Annotated in this window: 18 protein-coding genes; 15 read left to right on the top strand and 3 right to left on the bottom strand. The window is 33.2% G+C overall.

The window, feature by feature from the left end; genetic code table 11:
- Window positions 1-63: 63 nt before the first annotated feature.
- Window positions 64-213: a hypothetical protein gene (locus tag ACTNDN_RS01195; RefSeq protein WP_155986733.1), complete on the bottom strand. Its 150-nt coding sequence runs from the start codon at window positions 211-213 to the stop codon at window positions 64-66.
- Between the two features lie 147 nt (window positions 214-360).
- Between ACTNDN_RS01195 and ACTNDN_RS01200 the strand changes: the two genes are divergently transcribed.
- From ACTNDN_RS01200 to ACTNDN_RS01235, 8 genes are all read left to right on the top strand, one after another.
- A complete protein-coding gene (locus tag ACTNDN_RS01200) occupies window positions 361-1,059 on the top strand; it encodes a DUF4912 domain-containing protein (protein WP_031535362.1) in 699 nt (232 codons plus the stop codon).
- On the top strand, window positions 1,056-3,509 hold the full coding sequence (locus ACTNDN_RS01205; RefSeq protein WP_048717682.1) for a glycosyltransferase: 2,454 nt from the start codon (window positions 1,056-1,058) through the stop codon (window positions 3,507-3,509). The genes ACTNDN_RS01200 and ACTNDN_RS01205 overlap by 4 nt, the downstream gene beginning before the upstream one ends.
- A gap of 25 nt (window positions 3,510-3,534) precedes the next feature.
- A complete protein-coding gene (locus tag ACTNDN_RS01210) occupies window positions 3,535-4,161 on the top strand; it encodes a hypothetical protein (RefSeq protein WP_048717683.1) in 627 nt (208 codons plus the stop codon).
- 67 nt (window positions 4,162-4,228) lie between these two features.
- Window positions 4,229-4,378: a 50S ribosomal protein L33 gene (rpmG, locus tag ACTNDN_RS01215; RefSeq protein ID WP_016204868.1), complete on the top strand. Its 150-nt coding sequence runs from the start codon at window positions 4,229-4,231 to the stop codon at window positions 4,376-4,378.
- A 69-nt stretch (window positions 4,379-4,447) separates the two neighbouring features.
- Entirely contained in the window at window positions 4,448-5,017 is a 570-nt protein-coding gene (locus ACTNDN_RS01220) for a 5-formyltetrahydrofolate cyclo-ligase (RefSeq protein ID WP_031535356.1), read from the top strand.
- Window positions 5,010-5,792, top strand: a complete 783-nt coding sequence (locus ACTNDN_RS01225; RefSeq protein WP_031535354.1) for a DUF92 domain-containing protein — start codon at window positions 5,010-5,012, stop codon at window positions 5,790-5,792. Before ACTNDN_RS01220 ends, ACTNDN_RS01225 begins: the two co-directional genes overlap by 8 nt.
- Window positions 5,793-5,894: 102 nt before the next feature.
- Window positions 5,895-6,095, top strand: a complete 201-nt coding sequence (locus ACTNDN_RS01230; RefSeq protein ID WP_031535352.1) for a hypothetical protein — start codon at window positions 5,895-5,897, stop codon at window positions 6,093-6,095.
- A 351-nt stretch (window positions 6,096-6,446) separates the two neighbouring features.
- Window positions 6,447-7,964 carry a rhomboid family protein gene (locus tag ACTNDN_RS01235; protein ID WP_031535350.1) on the top strand — a complete coding sequence of 506 codons (1,518 nt, stop codon included), beginning with the start codon at window positions 6,447-6,449 and terminating at the stop codon, window positions 7,962-7,964.
- Here the strand turns inward: ACTNDN_RS01235 and ACTNDN_RS01240 are convergent.
- Window positions 7,954-8,826, bottom strand: coding sequence for a hypothetical protein (locus ACTNDN_RS01240; protein ID WP_031535348.1), 873 nt, complete (start codon window positions 8,824-8,826; stop codon window positions 7,954-7,956). The genes ACTNDN_RS01235 and ACTNDN_RS01240 overlap by 11 nt on opposite strands.
- A 301-nt stretch (window positions 8,827-9,127) precedes the next feature.
- Between ACTNDN_RS01240 and ACTNDN_RS01245 the strand changes: the two genes are divergently transcribed.
- The 7 genes from ACTNDN_RS01245 (at window position 9,128) to ACTNDN_RS01275 (ending at window position 16,348) form a co-directional block, all read left to right on the top strand.
- Window positions 9,128-9,340: a YqgQ family protein gene (locus tag ACTNDN_RS01245; RefSeq protein WP_031535346.1), complete on the top strand. Its 213-nt coding sequence runs from the start codon at window positions 9,128-9,130 to the stop codon at window positions 9,338-9,340.
- Window positions 9,341-9,342: 2 nt separating this feature from the next.
- Window positions 9,343-10,305 (top strand): ROK family glucokinase, encoded by a 963-nt coding sequence (locus ACTNDN_RS01250; protein ID WP_031535344.1) that lies wholly within the window; start codon window positions 9,343-9,345, stop codon window positions 10,303-10,305.
- A gap of 312 nt (window positions 10,306-10,617) precedes the next feature.
- Window positions 10,618-12,507, top strand: a complete 1,890-nt coding sequence (locus ACTNDN_RS01255) for an LTA synthase family protein (RefSeq protein WP_048717685.1) — start codon at window positions 10,618-10,620, stop codon at window positions 12,505-12,507.
- 222 nt (window positions 12,508-12,729) lie between these two features.
- Entirely contained in the window at window positions 12,730-13,917 is a 1,188-nt protein-coding gene (locus ACTNDN_RS01260; RefSeq protein ID WP_031535341.1) for a M14 family metallopeptidase, read from the top strand.
- 236 nt (window positions 13,918-14,153) lie between these two features.
- Complete coding sequence (locus ACTNDN_RS01265; RefSeq protein WP_031535339.1) at window positions 14,154-15,281, top strand: hypothetical protein; 1,128 nt, start codon at window positions 14,154-14,156, stop codon at window positions 15,279-15,281.
- A 102-nt stretch (window positions 15,282-15,383) separates the two neighbouring features.
- Window positions 15,384-15,701 (top strand): MTH1187 family thiamine-binding protein, encoded by a 318-nt coding sequence (locus tag ACTNDN_RS01270; protein ID WP_031535336.1) that lies wholly within the window; start codon window positions 15,384-15,386, stop codon window positions 15,699-15,701.
- 11 nt (window positions 15,702-15,712) lie between these two features.
- The gene (locus ACTNDN_RS01275) at window positions 15,713-16,348 is read left to right on the top strand and encodes an MBL fold metallo-hydrolase (RefSeq protein WP_031535334.1); all 636 of its coding nucleotides are present in this window, start codon (window positions 15,713-15,715) and stop codon (window positions 16,346-16,348) included.
- A gap of 331 nt (window positions 16,349-16,679) precedes the next feature.
- On the opposite strand, the gene ACTNDN_RS01280 is transcribed toward ACTNDN_RS01275, so the two are convergent.
- On the bottom strand, window positions 16,680-17,756 hold the full coding sequence (locus ACTNDN_RS01280; RefSeq protein ID WP_031535332.1) for an ArsR/SmtB family transcription factor: 1,077 nt from the start codon (window positions 17,754-17,756) through the stop codon (window positions 16,680-16,682).
- Between the last annotated feature and the right edge of the window lie 15 nt (window positions 17,757-17,771).

A 17,771-nucleotide genomic window follows, 5' to 3' on the forward strand; every position in this document is an offset into this window, starting at 1 on the left:
AAAAAATATTCATCAGCCATTTTTCTCAACCGGGAGACAATACTCGATTTTTTTGCGAAACATTTAGGAATATGTCGTAATACTACTTGCATTTAAGCAGGCATATGTCGAATTTCGGTTACTAGAGGAAGCAGATACAAGGTAGAAAAATTTTTTTGCACCTTCAAGATGAACGTACATAAGTTTAAGCGCAATCCGACAAAATCTGTTCATTGTGGCATCCCCCATTCAGTGGTAACATAATAGTATAAATAGGAACTAAAAAGTATCTTGTAGACATATACTAGTAATTTGCGATACATACACCCAAGATTGTCAGAAAGAGGGAAATCAAAAATCTAGAAAGAGGTGCTATTTCTATTGATTGAACAAATTGTAAGTTTAAGACGTAAAGGGCTTTCTTTCCGTAAAATTGCCATGGAACTAAATTCAACTGTAGGTAAAGTTCAATACCAATGGAAAAAGTACGTGAAAGAAAAAGAGAAGAATGAACAAGAAGAAGAGAAACAAATAACCACAAAAACAGAGCCAAAGATTCCCTTTGTCTCAGAACATTTTTGGACAAGCGTTGATTTATTAACCAAGAAAAATGGCATGGAAGCTTGGTTAACAAGTGAAAATACTGCATTAGTATTTTGGCGAATACCTGAAGGGAAATGGCAGCTAATCTCTACTTATTATGATATTGACCCAGAAACCTGCTCTTTGGCAGTGAAGATTAATGATATAACAAGTATTATTTATAATGGAAGAAATGCACATAGCTATCGCCTTCTTCCGGTCGAGAATGGACAGGAATCGATAATATTACAAGACTTGTCTCCAAACAGAAGCCTTTGTTTTGAAATAGGAGTCTTGGATGTTTACCAATCCTTTTTACCGATATTACAGTCTAATCCATTACATACTCCGAGAATCTCACAAGATCAAGTTGGTACTATGGAAAAAGAGATACAAAATTGGGAAAAAGGGGACAATCCTATACCGAATTGGATTGAGCATGTAAGTACCTATAGCTATTATGAATTAGAAGAGCAAGAGGATGTGAAAAAGAAATGAATGGTTCGTATTTTCAATTGATTGTTATAAATAACATTCCTTTTATGAATTATTTTTCGGAAGATAAGAATAAAAAAAGGGAATTTTATGAACACACAATTCAATATATTAACTTTCTTTTCCTTACTGAAAAAAATAATTCTCCATATATCATTCAGCTTGTTGTACCACCAATATATATGGAAATATTAGATTTGCAGTCATTTCGGGAAGAAATGACAGAATTTTTAGAAAAAGAGAACTGCAACGTTGAATTACTAACATATTGGCAACAAAAAGATAAAAATTTATTAAAGATAATGAAATCACTCATTCAAGATAATAGAATAGAACTCCTTGCAAGCCCTGCTTCCTTTTCACAAGTTTCGAATGCTTCAACTAGTACAGGTGTTCAATTGCAAATGGAAATGGGTTTATCGATTATTGATGACTATATAGAGTACCGTCCAAAAGGCTTTTGGTTTCCTGAAGGATATTTCTCGCCTGGATTAGATTTATATTTGCAAAAAGAGAAATTGACATATAGTTATCTAAACAGTGCAACTATAAATCATAGTGATCCATTGCCAAGCGATGTAGGATTAGCTGTTGAATCTCCCCATCATGTTGTTTTTTTTCCTGTTGAAGAAAGTTTATATCAGATTTTTCAAGAAAAAAATCCCCAAAAGCAAATGTGGGATAAAGCGATTATGGAGGTACTTGAATCGTATAATCATTACACGAATGAGTCAATATTATCACTACCTATTGATTTAGAGAGCTATGTAAAAATAGGAGAGGAATTAAATAAAAGTATTCGTTATTTATGTGATGAAGGCTATATGGTTCATATTACTCCTGAAACATATTTGAATCAATTTAGTCAAGGGATGGATCATGTACATCTTTGTTCTTCTTTTTTGGATCAACATAGAGAAAGCCAAATCAAGAATCAAAGTGATATATATGCTTCTTTGGCTTTTGTAGAAAAAGAACTACATCAATGGAGACAAGTTCTGTTATCAAATGAAGCGAAAAGTGTTCAGAAACAGTTGGAAAAAGAATGGCTATTGTTAAGCGCTTTGCTCTACCAAGATAATTGGACGGCTGAAGAAGCTTCATCCTATCTGGAAGCAGCAAATCAATTAAGTATATTTATGAAAGGACCGATTGATAAGGAATGGATGTCTTTGAGAGAAAAGGTGCATCCAATATTAAATACTACCATACAAATGAATAACCCGAAAATAAATGAAATAATTCCATCAAATAAGAAGAAGGCACTTATTTTATCATGGGAATATCCCCCGAATATAGTCGGCGGTCTTGGTACTCATGTGGTTGGTTTAACGAACAGTTTAATAAAAAATGGATATGAAGTACATCTTATTACAGCCCAAGATATGCAGAAAAAGGCAGAAGATGTAGAAGAAAAAAATGGTTTATTCGTTTATCGTGTTAAACCAATTTATAGTATAGAGCAAAATTTTATCCATTGGATCGGCGGACTAAATCTTGCCATGTGGGATAAAGCGATAGAGTTAGGAAAGAAAACGACATTTGATCTAATTCAGGCACATGATTGGCTTGTAGGGGCTGCTGCAATTTCGTTAAAGGACCAATTAAATATTCCATTAATAGCAACCATTCATGCGACAGAACATGGAAGAAATGGTGGCATTTATACGGAAATGCAAAAATTTATTCATGGGAAAGAAAGACAACTAATTCATGCAGCGGATTCTTTAATTGTTTGCAGTGAATATATGCAGGATGAGGTAATGTCCATTTTTGAAGTAGAGCAATCAAAAATTAACATTATTCCAAATGGAATAGAATCTATGCAAATTGAAAATGCTTCCTTTCCATCTGTCGAATCCCTTCATTTAGACAAAAATAAAAAAATTATTTTTGCGATGGGCAGAATGGTAAAAGAAAAGGGCTTTGGTACTTTATTGGAAGCAGCGAGAAAATTGCATAAAAAGCGATCAGATTTATATTTTGTTATTGCTGGAGTAGGGCCAATGTACGAAGAATATCAAAGATTTATCGAGAGAAATGGATTATCGGAATGTGTTCAATTAATAGGATATTTGCACGGAGAACAAAAAAATGCATTTTATGCTCACGCTAATATCGTTGTGATTCCGAGTTCGTATGAACCATTTGGAATTGTAGCATTAGAGTCCCTTATATTTGCAGTTCCCACGATTGTTTCCCATACTGGTGGCTTAAAAGGTATTATAAAGAATGGAGAAACAGGTTTATTTATGGAACCAAATAATGCAGATAACTTAGTTGAAAATATCGAGTATTTATTGGAAAATCCAACAGAAGGCAAAACGATTGGCAAAAATGGTCAAAAATTAGTAAGCCAACTATTCAGCTGGAATCGAATTGGGGAAGAAACAAAAAGAGTTTTCGATGAACTACTAGTAAATACAAAGGTAAACGAATCCATATCTAATTAAAAATAGTAGAGTAGGTGAAAGTAGAGTGAAGATTGAGGCTAATTTACAAAAAGATTATCAAAGTGCTCAAAGAAAGCTACTTATGAAAAAAATAACTACTACCCCTGGAATTTGGATTGAAGGAAAAACTTACTGGATTCAAAATGGCTATGAGAAATTGATACCAGAACATTCGATATCTGTACATGTAAAGCAAATACACAAGCATTCTAAAATTCAATATAACGAGATTTATGTGAGAAATCATTCTCAACAAGCGAAGACATTAAAGATTTTAGTGTTAAATTATTTTCCAAAAGCATACCAAGAGCATCTTTCTTTCGTTTCTCCGACGGAAAATGTCATCTATCATTCTATTGATGACCAGCTCTATTTGGTAAACGGAGAATATAATACAAACCGTATTGAACAGAGAACGGTACAACCTATTTGGAATGTACACACTGAGCATATTTGGACGAATAATCAAAAGGGGATACTTAAATATCAGCCATTGGCAAAAGGATCAAGTGTAAGCATTTTTTCCTTAAGCATGGAGATTATGCCTCAATCAACTGGAATCAGCCGAGCTTGGTCTATTACTGGTACTGAAAAAAAAGAGGTTTTAGAGCTGAATCACATTCTAATGAAAACAAGTACTAGCATTTCCTAACAAAAGATGTTATCATATAAAAGTCGTATGCACGAACTAGCAACCTATAGTTTGGAGGGAAATAAACATGCGTGTAAACATTACGTTAGCTTGCACTGAATGTGGTGATCGTAACTACATTTCTAAAAAAAATAAACGAAATAATCCAGATCGTCTTGAGCTAAAAAAATATTGCTCAAGAGAAAAACGTACTACCGTTCACCGTGAAACAAAATAAGCAGAAGGGATATCTCCCTTCTGTTTTTTCATATTAAAAAACAAATGGTAAGGATGGTGTATACATAATATGCTGGAAAAGAAACAGTTCCGAACAAATATGATCAAACAACTACAAGCAATCAGTAAACCCCATTATGAGCATATGTCTTATCAGATAGCTCTTCAACTATATAACAATACTTCCTTTTCTTCTGCTTCTCATATAGGAATTACCATTTCCAAATTTCCAGAGGTTGATACATATCAAATCATTCGTATGTGTTGGCAATTAGGAAAGGAGGTAAGTGTGCCGAAGTGTATTCCTGAAACTAGACAAATGCTTTTTCGTAAATTAGAGAGTTTCAATCAGCTTGAATCGGTTTACAGCAATTTATTTGAACCTATAATGGAAAAAACAGAACGAACAAATCCAGAAGAAATCGATTTACTCCTTGTTCCAGGATTAGCCTTTTCGAGGAATGGATACAGAATAGGTTTTGGAGGAGGATATTACGACCGATTTTTAGAAAGCTATAAAGGTGAAACCATTTCCTTAGCATTTTCTATGCAGGTAAAAGAAAGAATACCACTTCAGAAACATGATTTAGCTGTACAGAAAATAATCACGAATGAAGGGATATTATGTACAAATGAGTAGTATAATGTATTCTTTAGTAATTTTATTTGTCTCCTATTACGCATACAAACGGAGGTCTTTAACAAAAAGCGGTGCAATTGCAGCTTTTTTTGTCGGCAGTGGAATTGCTTTAGGTTTTGGCTATAAGGGACTAATTATTTTAGGAGCTTTTTTTGTGTCTTCTAGCATGCTTTCTACGTACAAAAGTAAAACAAAAAAATCAATGGAGAAAAAAACACAAAAAGGTTCTAGGAGAGATTGGCTACAAGTAATGGCAAATGGAGGATTTGCTGCTATTGTAGGTATTATTTATTTTATTACAGAAGAGTCTGTTTGGATTACGGTTTTCGCTATTTTGCTTGCAGCTGCTAATTCAGACACTTGGGCTTCCGAAATTGGATCATTAAGTAAAAGAAGACCATTATCTATTCGAACCTTTAAGGAGACGGAAACAGGAACATCAGGAGCTGTTAGCATATTAGGGACATTGGCAGGATTAGCAGGTTCATTTTTAATTGCTATTATAGCTACATTATTATTTCCTCTTCAGCTGTGGGGATTTTTTCTCGTTTTTCTTTTTGGTTTTCTAGGGAATGTATTGGATACCCTTTTAGGGGCATTTATACAGGTTGAGTATCAATGTCCAATTTGTGGTCAAATGGTGGAAACAAGAATGGTATGTCATCAGACTGTAGTAAAGAAGAAAGGCTTCCCCCTTTTTAACAATGATATGGTGAATGTTCTATCAGGTTTTCTTGCGGCATTGAGCTATCTTTTTTTCATTTATAATCATTGATCATTTTATTTTACAAGCGATAAAAAACGAGAATATTTTCACTACTCTATGCGGATAAAAAATAATATATTCACCAAACTAATCATTAGGAGGGATGGAAAAATGTCACGAGTATTCTCCATTTTACTAATTGCTTTAGGTGGATATTATTTATTTCAGAAACGGTATCGTGTCATAAATACTATTTTGAGAAATCCATTTATTCGGAAGTATGCAGTAAGGATATTGATGAATATTCCTAGTGTAAAAAGAACGATGATGAATTCCGTTTTTGGTCGTTCTAAAGATACAATCTATCAATAATCTCTCTAAATACCTTGTGAAAACATAATTCACAGGGTATTTAGTTCATCTGTTTCCTTTTATTCTTGATTGGGTATAATTTTTAGAATGGCTCCCCTTAGCAACCAATCTTATATGAAAAAGATATGGTGAAGCATTTGCTTCTATTAAAGTTATTTACATATTTCTACATAATGAAAGAATTAATATTTTTGTGACGTTCAAGCGATAAAAAAAGGAAAAAAACAACCATTTATAGTATTGTAAAGGGAAAGGTGATTTCCTAAAAAGAGAAAATGTCTTATTTAATGAATGGACAAATGAAATAGAGAAGATATAGCTTTCAGCGTTTGGAGAGTAGGGAGAAAACAGATGGTGATTGAACCGTACAAGTATTGGAGAATAGTCTATTTTTTAATAGTGGAATGCCGTTATAAAGTAATCTATCTAGCAGAAAATCAACAAGAAATTTGGCTGGAGAGCAAAAAGAACAGAGGAAACACACCGATTATTCGGTTGTTCCAAATGGATCTTGATTGGAGTAATTGGTTAAGTAGGGATATGGAAAGAACAGCATTAAATGCAGAGAGGATAAGACGCACATTGCGTAAACGCTCACTTAAGGTAGAGAGCGTGTATATAACTGCCTTTCCTCCTGTAGATGCTTATGACCATTTAGTAAATCACTTGTTTAATAGTCCTGATAAAAAAGTGCAAATTAATACTATTCTTCTTGATCGGTCAGTAGACGAGTGGGAAATAGCAGGCGGAAAAATAACAAACTTAAATGACATACCAGGTACATCAGAAGAACGCGACGATCAAATGGAGCGCTATAAAGAAAATATCCTTGAGCTAATAAAACAAAATGAAAAAGAAGAAAGGCAGTTACTTAACTTTGGCAAACCGTTTATTTCCTATTTATTTATTGTCGTTCAAGTAATAATATTTCTTCTAATGGAAGGGGGCGGAGGAAGTAACAATAGCGAAACATTGGTTCAATGGGGAGCGAAAGTAAATTATTTAATCGCTATGGGGGAATGGTGGCGTTTAATAACACCTATTTTTTTACATATTGGTTTTTTGCACTTAGCCATGAATTCATTTGCTCTCTATTATGTTGGTCCATTAATAGAAAGAATTTTTGGGAATGGTAGATTTTTCATCATTTATCTTTTTGCTGGATTTAGTGGGGTGTTTGCAAGTTATTTAATAAGTCCATCTTTATCAGCTGGCGCAAGTGGCGCGATTTTTGGATGCTTCGGTGCACTTCTTTATTTTGCCTGGCAATTTCCAAAGCTGTTTTTTCGAGTGATGGGTTGGAATGTCATTATTATTATCATTATTAATCTTATATTTGGCTTTACTATACAAGGAATCGATAATGCGGGACATATTGGTGGATTAGTAGGTGGTTTTCTAGCAACAGCTATCGTCCATTTTCCAAAGAAAAAAAGCTGGAAAGTCCAGCTTGGGGCGCTACTTATTACTCTATTGCTAATAGGTATTGGCATTGCCTATTCATCGAGTTCAGGGGTTTCACAAAATCGGGACAAATCTGCATTTATTATGGTCAACAATTATGTAAATGATGAAAAATATGATGATGCAGAAGATGTTTTAGTAACAATTGAAACTAAAAATAATGAGAACTATTATTTTTTACTTTCTTATATCCAGCTTAAGAAAAAGGAATTTGCAGCAGCTGAAAAAAATCTGCAAAAAACAATCCATTTAAATCCACAGTTTCATGAAGCGTATTATAATTTAGCAGTTGTCAGTCTTTATGATAAGAATCTAGAAGAAGCAAGAGAATATTTACAAAAAGCTTTAGAATTGGATGAAAACAATCCAAAATATCTTTTATTATGGGATAAAATTAAAGAGTAGAAATTTGCTGTCTTAAAACAATCGCTTCACCGTCCTTTGTTGTAAATAAGATAAGAAGATGATTGTCATTAATTAATATCACCGGGATAGAACTGCCGATGGGATCAGCAATGGTTCCGTCTTCTTTCATAATTCCCAGGAAATAGTTTTTATAAAGACCTTCAGTCAATTGTCCAAGAATTTTTGCACTTTGTTCCTTTGAAAAATCTGGGAGTGGTGTATCGTTAAATTTACTTAATTCTGTGAGTAAAAGTTTTGTATCATATTGTTCAGCTGAAATATGAAATTTCTTTAATACTTGGCGATAAGAGTATTCAATATAATCTAATGCTTGTTTATCTAATGTTCTTGCCCAATCTTTTTCGACTAAGTTATTTGGAGAATGAAAAGATAGTGGTGCACTCTCAAACTTCGAATTAATGATATATAAATTGTCTGCTGAAATTTTTTGAGAACTGAAAATTCTTTCATTGGCATCATGTATTTCAGCATAATGAAAAGTAATTGCTTGTAAATAGTTGCTTTCTCTTTCCACAACGGTCTTTTCTTCTGAAAGTTCTAATGTATTTTGTCGCCATTCTCCCATCGTGCTTATCAGCTTCCCATTTCCATAAAGTAAGCTCATATCTTGACGTAAATACGCTCGCTTGTTAATAGAAGAATTGCTTTTCCAGAGAATGCTATACTCATCGAATCTTTTTTTATGAAATGTAAGGGTAGTATTTGCTTTTGGGAAAGTAACAGTAGGATCAATTGGAAAATAAGTTATACTTTCCTTTGCAATTTGCTTTTGCTGAAAAATATAAAAAATAGCAACAAGGATAATAAGAGAGAGACTTAATCGAATAAAATCTTTTTTCATTTTTTTCACCGCTCCATCTAATGGGAAATCATTTTACTTTAAAAGCCTGTCTTAGAGGTACTTTTTTTAATATATGAGAAAAGAAGAGAAATATGATAAATGGAGTAGTTTAGGCTTTAATTTGGTATAAAAATATTTCGCGTAAAAGTCATTATCTTGCTTATTACTATTCTAATGGGAGAAATGAATCTGCTGTTGAGGAAACGATTCATTTCCGATATACTTAATTTGAAAACGATTAATTTATCACTTTATGCAAACCTTTGCAGTGAGTCGAATATGTATGAAATCGAGGGGTACCATGGAAACCATTTATGATGTGCAACAGTTTTTAAAAAAATATGGAACGATTATTTATGTTGGCGATCGTGTAGGCGATTTACAATTAATGAAATCTGAAATAAAAGAATTGTATCAATCTCAATTAATTAAAGAGCAAGATTTTGACTCTGCTATGCGATTACTTAATCAAGAAATACAGCTATTATCGGAACAGAAAAATAGGGGGAATTAATGATGCAGGAAAAATGGGTAGCAGGAATTGACTTAGGTGGAACAACGGTAAAAATCGCTTTTTTATCATTAAAGGGAGATTTAATCGATCATTGGGAAATCCCAACAGATAATTCGGAAGATGGAAAAAATATTACATCCGACATTGCTAAATCTATCGATGCTAAATTGCAAGAATTAGGACACTCGAAGGAAGATGTTTTAGGTGCTGGGATGGGCGCACCTGGACCATTTGATTATAAAACAGGTGTTATTTTCAATACAGTGAACTTAGGTTGGCCAGATAACTTCCCATTAAAAGCGCGCCTTGAAGCAGATTTAGGTTTGCCGGTAACAATTGACAATGATGCCAATTGTGCAGCACTAGGTGAGATGTGGAAAGGTGCTGGAGAAGGATCCAAAGATTTAGTTTGTGTTACTCTTGGCACAGGTGTTGGTGGCGGAGTTATTATAAACGGTGATATTGTGCAAGGAGTGAAGGGGGCTGCTGGTGAAATAGGTCATTTGACGGCTATTGTAGAAAACGGAGCTCCTTGTAATTGTGGAAAAACAGGCTGTTTAGAAACGATTGCTTCTGCAACTGGAATAGTTCGATTGACAAAAGAAAGATTGGCTGAAAGACATACGTTGAGTGTACTTCATTCTGTGTTAGATCAAGACGGCGCTATTACGGCAAAGGATGTATTTGATGCAGCGAAAAAAGGGGACGAATTAGCTAATGAAATTGTCCAATTCGTAGCTTTCCATTTAGGATTGGTACTAGCTAATATTGCTAATACTTTAAATCCAGAGAAAATTGTCATCGGTGGTGGCGTTTCAAAAGCTGGTGATGTGCTATTAAATCCAGTAAAAGAAAACTTCTTGAAGTTCTCTTTTAAAAGTGTAGCAGAATCAACTGTAATTGATGTTGCGACATTGGGGAATACAGCGGGAGTAATTGGTGCTGCGTGGCTTGCAAAAAATTAATCAAATGATGAGAGTATCAGACATATTTTAAATCAAATATTTCACAAAATCTTCTTCTGAATCGGGAGAAGATTTTTTACTAGATTAATAGATGGAATATTCATAAAAAGGACACTTTAAAAAAAGCAAAAGTTTTTGAAACTTTTCTTTTAGTTGCACGTCTAAAAAAGTGTAATATACTATATTAATACGCAAAGATGAAAATTAGATTAAAATTTCATAAAGATTGTCTTTATATAATAAAATTATTGTAAAATGTGTAAAGTGATTATGTCGAGATTTTGTTTGATCAATAGTAAGGAGGATACATCATTGTTTAAGAATAAATTTGAATGGTCAAAGCTATCACTTATAGCGGTTGCAACAGTTTTATTGTGGATTAAAACGAATATTGCATATATGACTAGCTTTGATATCAAAATTGAAAATTCGATTCAACAATTTATATTAATTATTAATCCATTAAGCTCCCTGTTATTTATTTTGGGTATTTCCATGTTTCTTTCGGAGAAAAATCAAAAAAGATATGTGCTCATCTCCAGTTTGACACTTTCGATTGTATTATATGCAAATGTTGTCTTTTACCGTGTATATACCGATTTTTTAACCCTGCCACTCTTATTTCAGACGAGTAATATGAGTGATTTAGGAAGTAGTGTTAGAGAGCTGGTTCATCTCACAGATATTCTTTTCTTTGTAGATATTATTCTACTTGCGCTTATTATGAAAAAGAAGCCAGCATTCTTAAAAATTCCTAAATATACTAGGATGCAGCAAAGTATTTTCTATTTATTTACGATAAGCTTAGCTTTTTTCAATTTAAGCTTAGCTGAAACTCAGAGAACGCAATTACTAACTAGGACATTTGACAGAGAGCTATTAGTGAAAAATATTGGGACGTATAATTACCAACTTTATGATGTTTTTCTTCAAACAAAGACTACTGCGCAAAGAGCTTTTGCGGATGGTAGTGAGTTAACAGATATGGTTAATTACAATCAGGCGAATTATACAGAACCAAATAAGGATATGTTTGGAATAGCTAAGGGGAAAAATGTAATAATGGTAAGCTTAGAATCCACACAGGCTTTTACTGTAAACCGGGAAGTGGATGGGGAAGAAATCACCCCATTTTTAAATGATTTTATTAAAGAAAGCTTTTATTTTGATAATTTTTATCACCAAACTGGACAAGGTAAAACATCAGATTCTGAGTTTATTGTCGAAAATTCCTTGTATCCATTAAGCAGAGGGGCCGTTTTCTTTACCCATTCTGGAAATGAATTTCAAGCATCACCAGAAATTTTGAAAGAAAATGGTTATTTTACAGCTTCCCTTCATGCAAATAATAAAAGTTTCTGGAATCGGGATATTATGTACCAAAGCTTGGGATATGACCGATTTTATGAAATTAATGATTACGAGGTAAACGAGGACAATTCTGTTGGTTGGGGATTGAAGGATATTGACTTTTTTGAACAATCGATTGCTCATTTAAAAGAAATGCCAGAGCCGTTCTACAGTAAATTTATCACGTTGACAAATCATTTTCCTTTTGAACTGGAAGAAGAGGATAAATTAATTGAACCTTTAACAACTGGAAGTAGAACGTTAAATAACTTTATACCGACTGTTCGATATCAGGATGAAGCGTTGAAAATTTTTATCGAGAGATTAAAAGAGGAAGGTCTCTATGAAAATAGTATTATCATCTTGTATGGAGATCATAATGGAATTTCTGAAAATCATAATAAAGCAATGGCTGAATTATTAGGGGAAGAAGTTACTCCTTTTGTCAGTACGCAATTACAAAGAGTTCCTTTTGTTATCCATATTCCAGGGATGAAGGGGAAAACACTCTCAACTGTTTCGGGGCAAATGGATATCAAGCCTACTCTTCTACATTTGCTTGGTATTGAAACGAAAAATGATATCCAATTTGGTTCAGATCTATTCTCAGAAAAAAACAATCAATTTGTTGTTTTAAGAGATGGTAGCTTTATTACAGAAGAGTATGTATATACTAAAGAGGTTTGTTATGAGCGCGCGACAGGAGAAGTAGCTGACGGTAATGCATGTGAACCCTATATAGAACAGGCTAATTTAGAATTACAGTATTCTGATAGCATTATTTATGGAGACCTACTACGTTTTTATGATAAAGAAAACGGAATGCTTGATGTAAGGGAAGATACTAATTGATGTTTAGTTAATAGATTAGCAATAAACTGCTTTGTGACTATATTAGTCATGAAGCTTTTTTATATATTTTAAATGATTAAATCCGTTAGTGCTGCTTATAGGTCAAATTATGTAAGAAAACAGCACCTTCATAAAAAAATTATAATATGCAATTGCTATATCGCTGCTAAGCATGTTTTTTATCAGGGATTCATATATATAAATAGAGAGAGGAGTGATCATATGGAGATTAAATTGAGACCAGGAGATACACTTTGGTACTATAGTCAACTATTTATGGTTCCCCTAAATCTTATTTTAGATAGTAATCCTAGCGTAAATCCAAATAAATTAGCAGTTTCTGAAACTATCCAAATTCCTGGATTTGAATCACAAGTCCATCAAATAAAGCAAGGGGATACTCTGTGGAAAATTGCAGGAGCAAGAAATATTTCGGTTGATAGCATATTATTATTAAATCAACAATTAAATCCTAATAAACTTAAAGTCGGAGAGGAGATTTTAATCCCAAACCGTATTGTGGGACGATTTGTGCAGGGAAAGAAAAAGTATGACTATACATCCCTACAGTCAGATATGAATCGTTTAATAAAGGCCTTCCCATTCATTAAAAAGGAAACAATAGGAAAAAGTGTATTAGGAAAAAATCTCGATGAAATCAGAATAGGAAAGGGAAAGAAAAAGGTTCATATAAATGCTTCCTTCCATGCAAATGAATGGATTACGACAGGAATTTTAATGACGTTTTTAAATGACTTTTTATTATCATTAACAAACGGAACTACTATGCGCAATGTTCGAACAATGCCACTGTATCAGGGTACTGATTTATCACTTGTACCAATGGTTAATCCTGACGGAGTTGATTTGGTTTTAAACGGTCCTTTAGAGAAAGAAAAAGAAAAAATCATTTCCATAAATGCAGGTAGCAGCGATTTTACTGGCTGGAAAGCAAATATCCGTGGTGTAGATTTAAATAATCAATTTCCATCTAATTGGGAAATAGAAAAGGAACGAAAAGAACCGAAAGCGCCTGCTCCAAGAGACTATCCTGGAGATAGCCCTTTGTCAGAACCAGAGTCTCAGGTGATGGCAAATTTAGTTGAAAAAGAAAAATTTGATCGATTAGTAGCTTTACATACACAGGGAAAAGAATTGTATTGGGGATATGAAGGAATGGAACCAGAAGAATCGAGAGCAATTGCAGAAGAATTTTCGAGAGTGAGTGGATATAAAGCGATCCAAAATGTAGATAGTCATGCAGGATATAAAGATTGGTTTATTCAAGAATTAAGAAAGCCGGGATTCACAATTGAGTTAGGAAAAGGGATAAATCCACTCCCTCTCTCTCAATTTAATGAAATTTATCATGAAACAACTGGACTTTTCTTGGCTTCCTTATATATGTAGGGCTACACATCATTCTATAGAAAAGTTTAGGCAAATTGAAAAAAGAGAAGTATTCCATTTTTAAGAGATATTAAATAACTATATAGTTGTAACAAATGACCTATATTTGATTGGAAATATTACTTTTAATAAAAAATCTACAAGTGGATTTGAAAAAAGCCGAAAAAAGTCGGCTTTTTTGTGTTACTATTCTATAGAGTGAACAAAACTTGAATAGTATTATAGGGGTGTGAAAAATGTTTTCATTAGGTAAGAGAAACACGCTAGGAATAGTTCTTCTCTTCACTTTTTTCACACTAATTCTGTCTAGCTGTGCTCCTAGACATGATGATTCAGCCAGTGAAAATGAAGCGAAGGACAATGATGTTGATAACAACGCGATGCTTCCTCCTATAAGTCCAATTGAAGGAGAATTTGAGCAAGTATATGGCTGGATAAAGAAAGATACGATTTGTTATTCTTCTATCTATGAAGGGGTATATGAAATTTATGCTTATAATATTTATACAGGAAAGCATATCCCTCTATATAAGTCGGAAGAAGAATTATCTAATGTTCTTTTAAATGAAAATCAACTGTTAATTTATACGGCTCTTTCTGAGGAAGAAGGAGAAATTCATATAATTGATTATAAAGGAAATGAAATACTTTCTAGAAAGCTACAAAGCTATGAAACAGACTTTTCATGGAATTCTCATAATGAAAATGAATTGCTCATTACAACTTTAACCAAGGAATGGGAAAGTAAAGTATTCACATTGGATATTCAGGAAAATGTATTAAGTGATTTTCCTGTCTCTACTCCTTTTCCACAATGGTTAACGAAGGAAAAGGTAATGTATCTTGACTGGGATCAAAGCAATCCGTCATTATATGCCCCGCTGAAAATATTTAATTTGGAAACGGAAGAAGAAAACGAAATAGATTTGGCTAATATTTACTTTGTTGACCAGAAAAATGAATTTCTACTTACTATATCAAGTAAGGGGGAAGAAGAAGAAGAGGCAGTTTATACTTTTTATGATGCAAATATTAAGAAGCAAGGGAGTATTTCTGTTCCTCGATTATCAAAATTTGCAAATTGGTTAGTTCCGAACTATACCATTTATAAAAATAGCTTTCTTACCTTTACTCCCGAAAGAAATGGCAATGCAGAAACGTATCAGGAGGGTTTTGAACTTATTGAAGTAGATATGGAAACAGGTCTGAGTAAAAAGTTATTTGCCGATAAAGATTTAGAAGATCAGCCAATTCAAATTTCAAGCGATGGAAAGTACTGTCTTTATGGCTATTATCTTGAAAATATGCTGAATATGGAGACTGGAGATATTACACCATTGTTTACGTCCAATATTGCTCAATAGTTGAAGTTGGTATAAAAATATGCCATCATAGGAATGAACTCAAATCGAATAATAATAGATGAAATCCATTGGCTGATAGAAGAGAAAGGAGAATAATAAATTATGGCAATCGTTGATGTAACAGTTATACCAGTTGGCACACAAACTCCAAGTGTAAGTGCGTATGTAGCAGACATTCAAAAAGTTTTAATGAACTATGAGGAAAAAGGCCAAATTCGCTTCCAATTAACACCAATGAACACGATTATTGAAGGAGAACTTCCAACATTATTTGAAGTGATTCAGGCAATGCATGAAGTTCCATTTGAAAAAGGTCTTGTGCGTGTTTGCACAAACATCAGAATTGATGACAGAAGAGACATCACTAGAAAAATGGAAGAGAAAGTGGAACGGGTAGTAAGTCAATTAGAGAATAAATAGGAGGGGATTTTGTGGAGTATAAGCAAATTCCTTTAGGGCCAATCCAGACCAATTGTTATTTAGTATGGAATGAAAAGAAGGATTGTTTAGTAATAGATCCAGGTGCAAATGGAGTAAAATTGAATAAGATGATTCAGGAGTTAGAATTATCCCCTATTGCAATTCTTTTAACCCATGCACATTTTGATCATATTGGTGCAGTGGAGGAAGTTAGAACAGATTATAGCATTCCCGTTTATGTACATAGCAAAGAAGAAGAGTGGTTGATTGATCCGAAATTAAATGGGAGTGAGGCATTTAGACTTCCCAATCCTGTAGTTACCAGACCAGCAGAGCACTTCTTGGATGAGAATCCTAAGATGACAATTGGAGATTTTACCTTTCAAGTGATGGAGACACCAGGGCATTCTCCAGGAAGTGTCACATTTTATTTTAAAAAAGAGAATTGGGCATTTGTTGGCGATGCTCTTTTCTATGAAAGTATTGGACGAACTGATTTAATTGGTGGTAACCAACGTACATTAATAAATAGCATTCACGAGAAGCTTTTAAATTTACCTGAAGAGACGATTGTACTGTCTGGTCATGGGAGAAAAACAACAATCGAACATGAAATGGATCATAATCCGTATATTAACGGCTTTTAAGTTAGTATGTAAGTGATACCGAAGAAAAGAGAGAGGAAAGAAGTCTTAATGGGTTAATATAGGGATTTAGAGCAAATAATCCTCTCATTAATCTATTGGTGCTTTCTTAAAGTAATTCCAGCTGCCATTTGGTGGCTTTTTTTTGCGAAAAATAATTCTGAAACAGCAAGTATTGGTAGGATGGGCTTTTTGTTATTGGATTCACCTTACAAATATAGAAGAACTTAAAAGTGTTACAATTAGGAGGGAAAACCTCCTATGAATTTAAAGTATTTAATAGTATCAATCTTAATAAAAAAGCCTAATAATTTTGATTAGAACCAAATTAAACTTATAGCAGAACATTATTTAGGCTTTTCATGAAGAGATTCATTTCATTTGGTACATAGTAATAGTCAATTCGCACACCGGTTTTTTGCACCCGAACAAATCCCTCATTTACTAAGAAATTCATATGATGAGAAACAGTTGCAGGCGTAAGTGAGAGTAATTGAGAAATATCTTGTCCGCACAAGGGACCGTTTTTTAGTGCTTTCAAGATTTCTAGTCTTCTTTTATCACTTAAAAGCTTAAGGCGATTTAATAGGGTTTCTTCATTGTGATTGTATTTTTGAATAAGTGAGCCAATTTTATGGTACATAATTCCAGCATATAAATATTCCGGACCATCTGTATCCATATGGTCCCATTTTAATGTATTAAACCCCATTGCACTCGGAATGATAATTAATTCTCTTGAGTTTAACTGTAAATTATATTGTTTCATTATGTTAGATTCAGGATTCTTCAAGAAATATTCCTTCAGAAAGATAGCAGAGGCGTCAATATAAGATTGCAGAATGTTCGCTTTTTGATTAAATAAATCAGAAACTTCTTCCAATATTTCAAGCAATTCCTTCTGAAATTTACCAGCATTATAGAATACTTGAGTACATAACCATTTATCCTCTATTGTACACTGATAATCTCTTAAGAAATCATTTAAATCTTTTTCTGTTTTAATTTCTTTTCCTTCAAGATTATAATTAAGAACTAGTCCAATAAGTTGTATTCTTAAATCAAATTCATGGGGATTCTCATAATCATTATCATTAAAAATAATTTGTTTACGTATTGTATAATATAATGCCCATGCAAGTGAATAGTCCGATTGTGATTCAATGCCAAAATAGAAAAGTAGTTTTTTTTCTTCGATTTCTAGATTGTCCATAATAAAATTTTCTACTTCTGCTAAAATATAAATTTCATCCGAAAATTCTTCAAAAGGGATATTGTACTTTTCACATATCTTTTGTATAACATCATAGATTGTTTTAGGAAACTCATCCCCTTCTGGTAAATTTCTCCTCTCCAATAAGAAAATACATTCTGTAAAAACATCATATTTAGATGTTATTGATATATCCATTAGGTAGCTCCTTTA

Source organism: Niallia sp. HCP3S3_B10 (assembly GCF_052064465.1).
Lineage (GTDB): Bacteria > Bacillota > Bacilli > Bacillales > Cytobacillaceae > Niallia > Niallia hominis.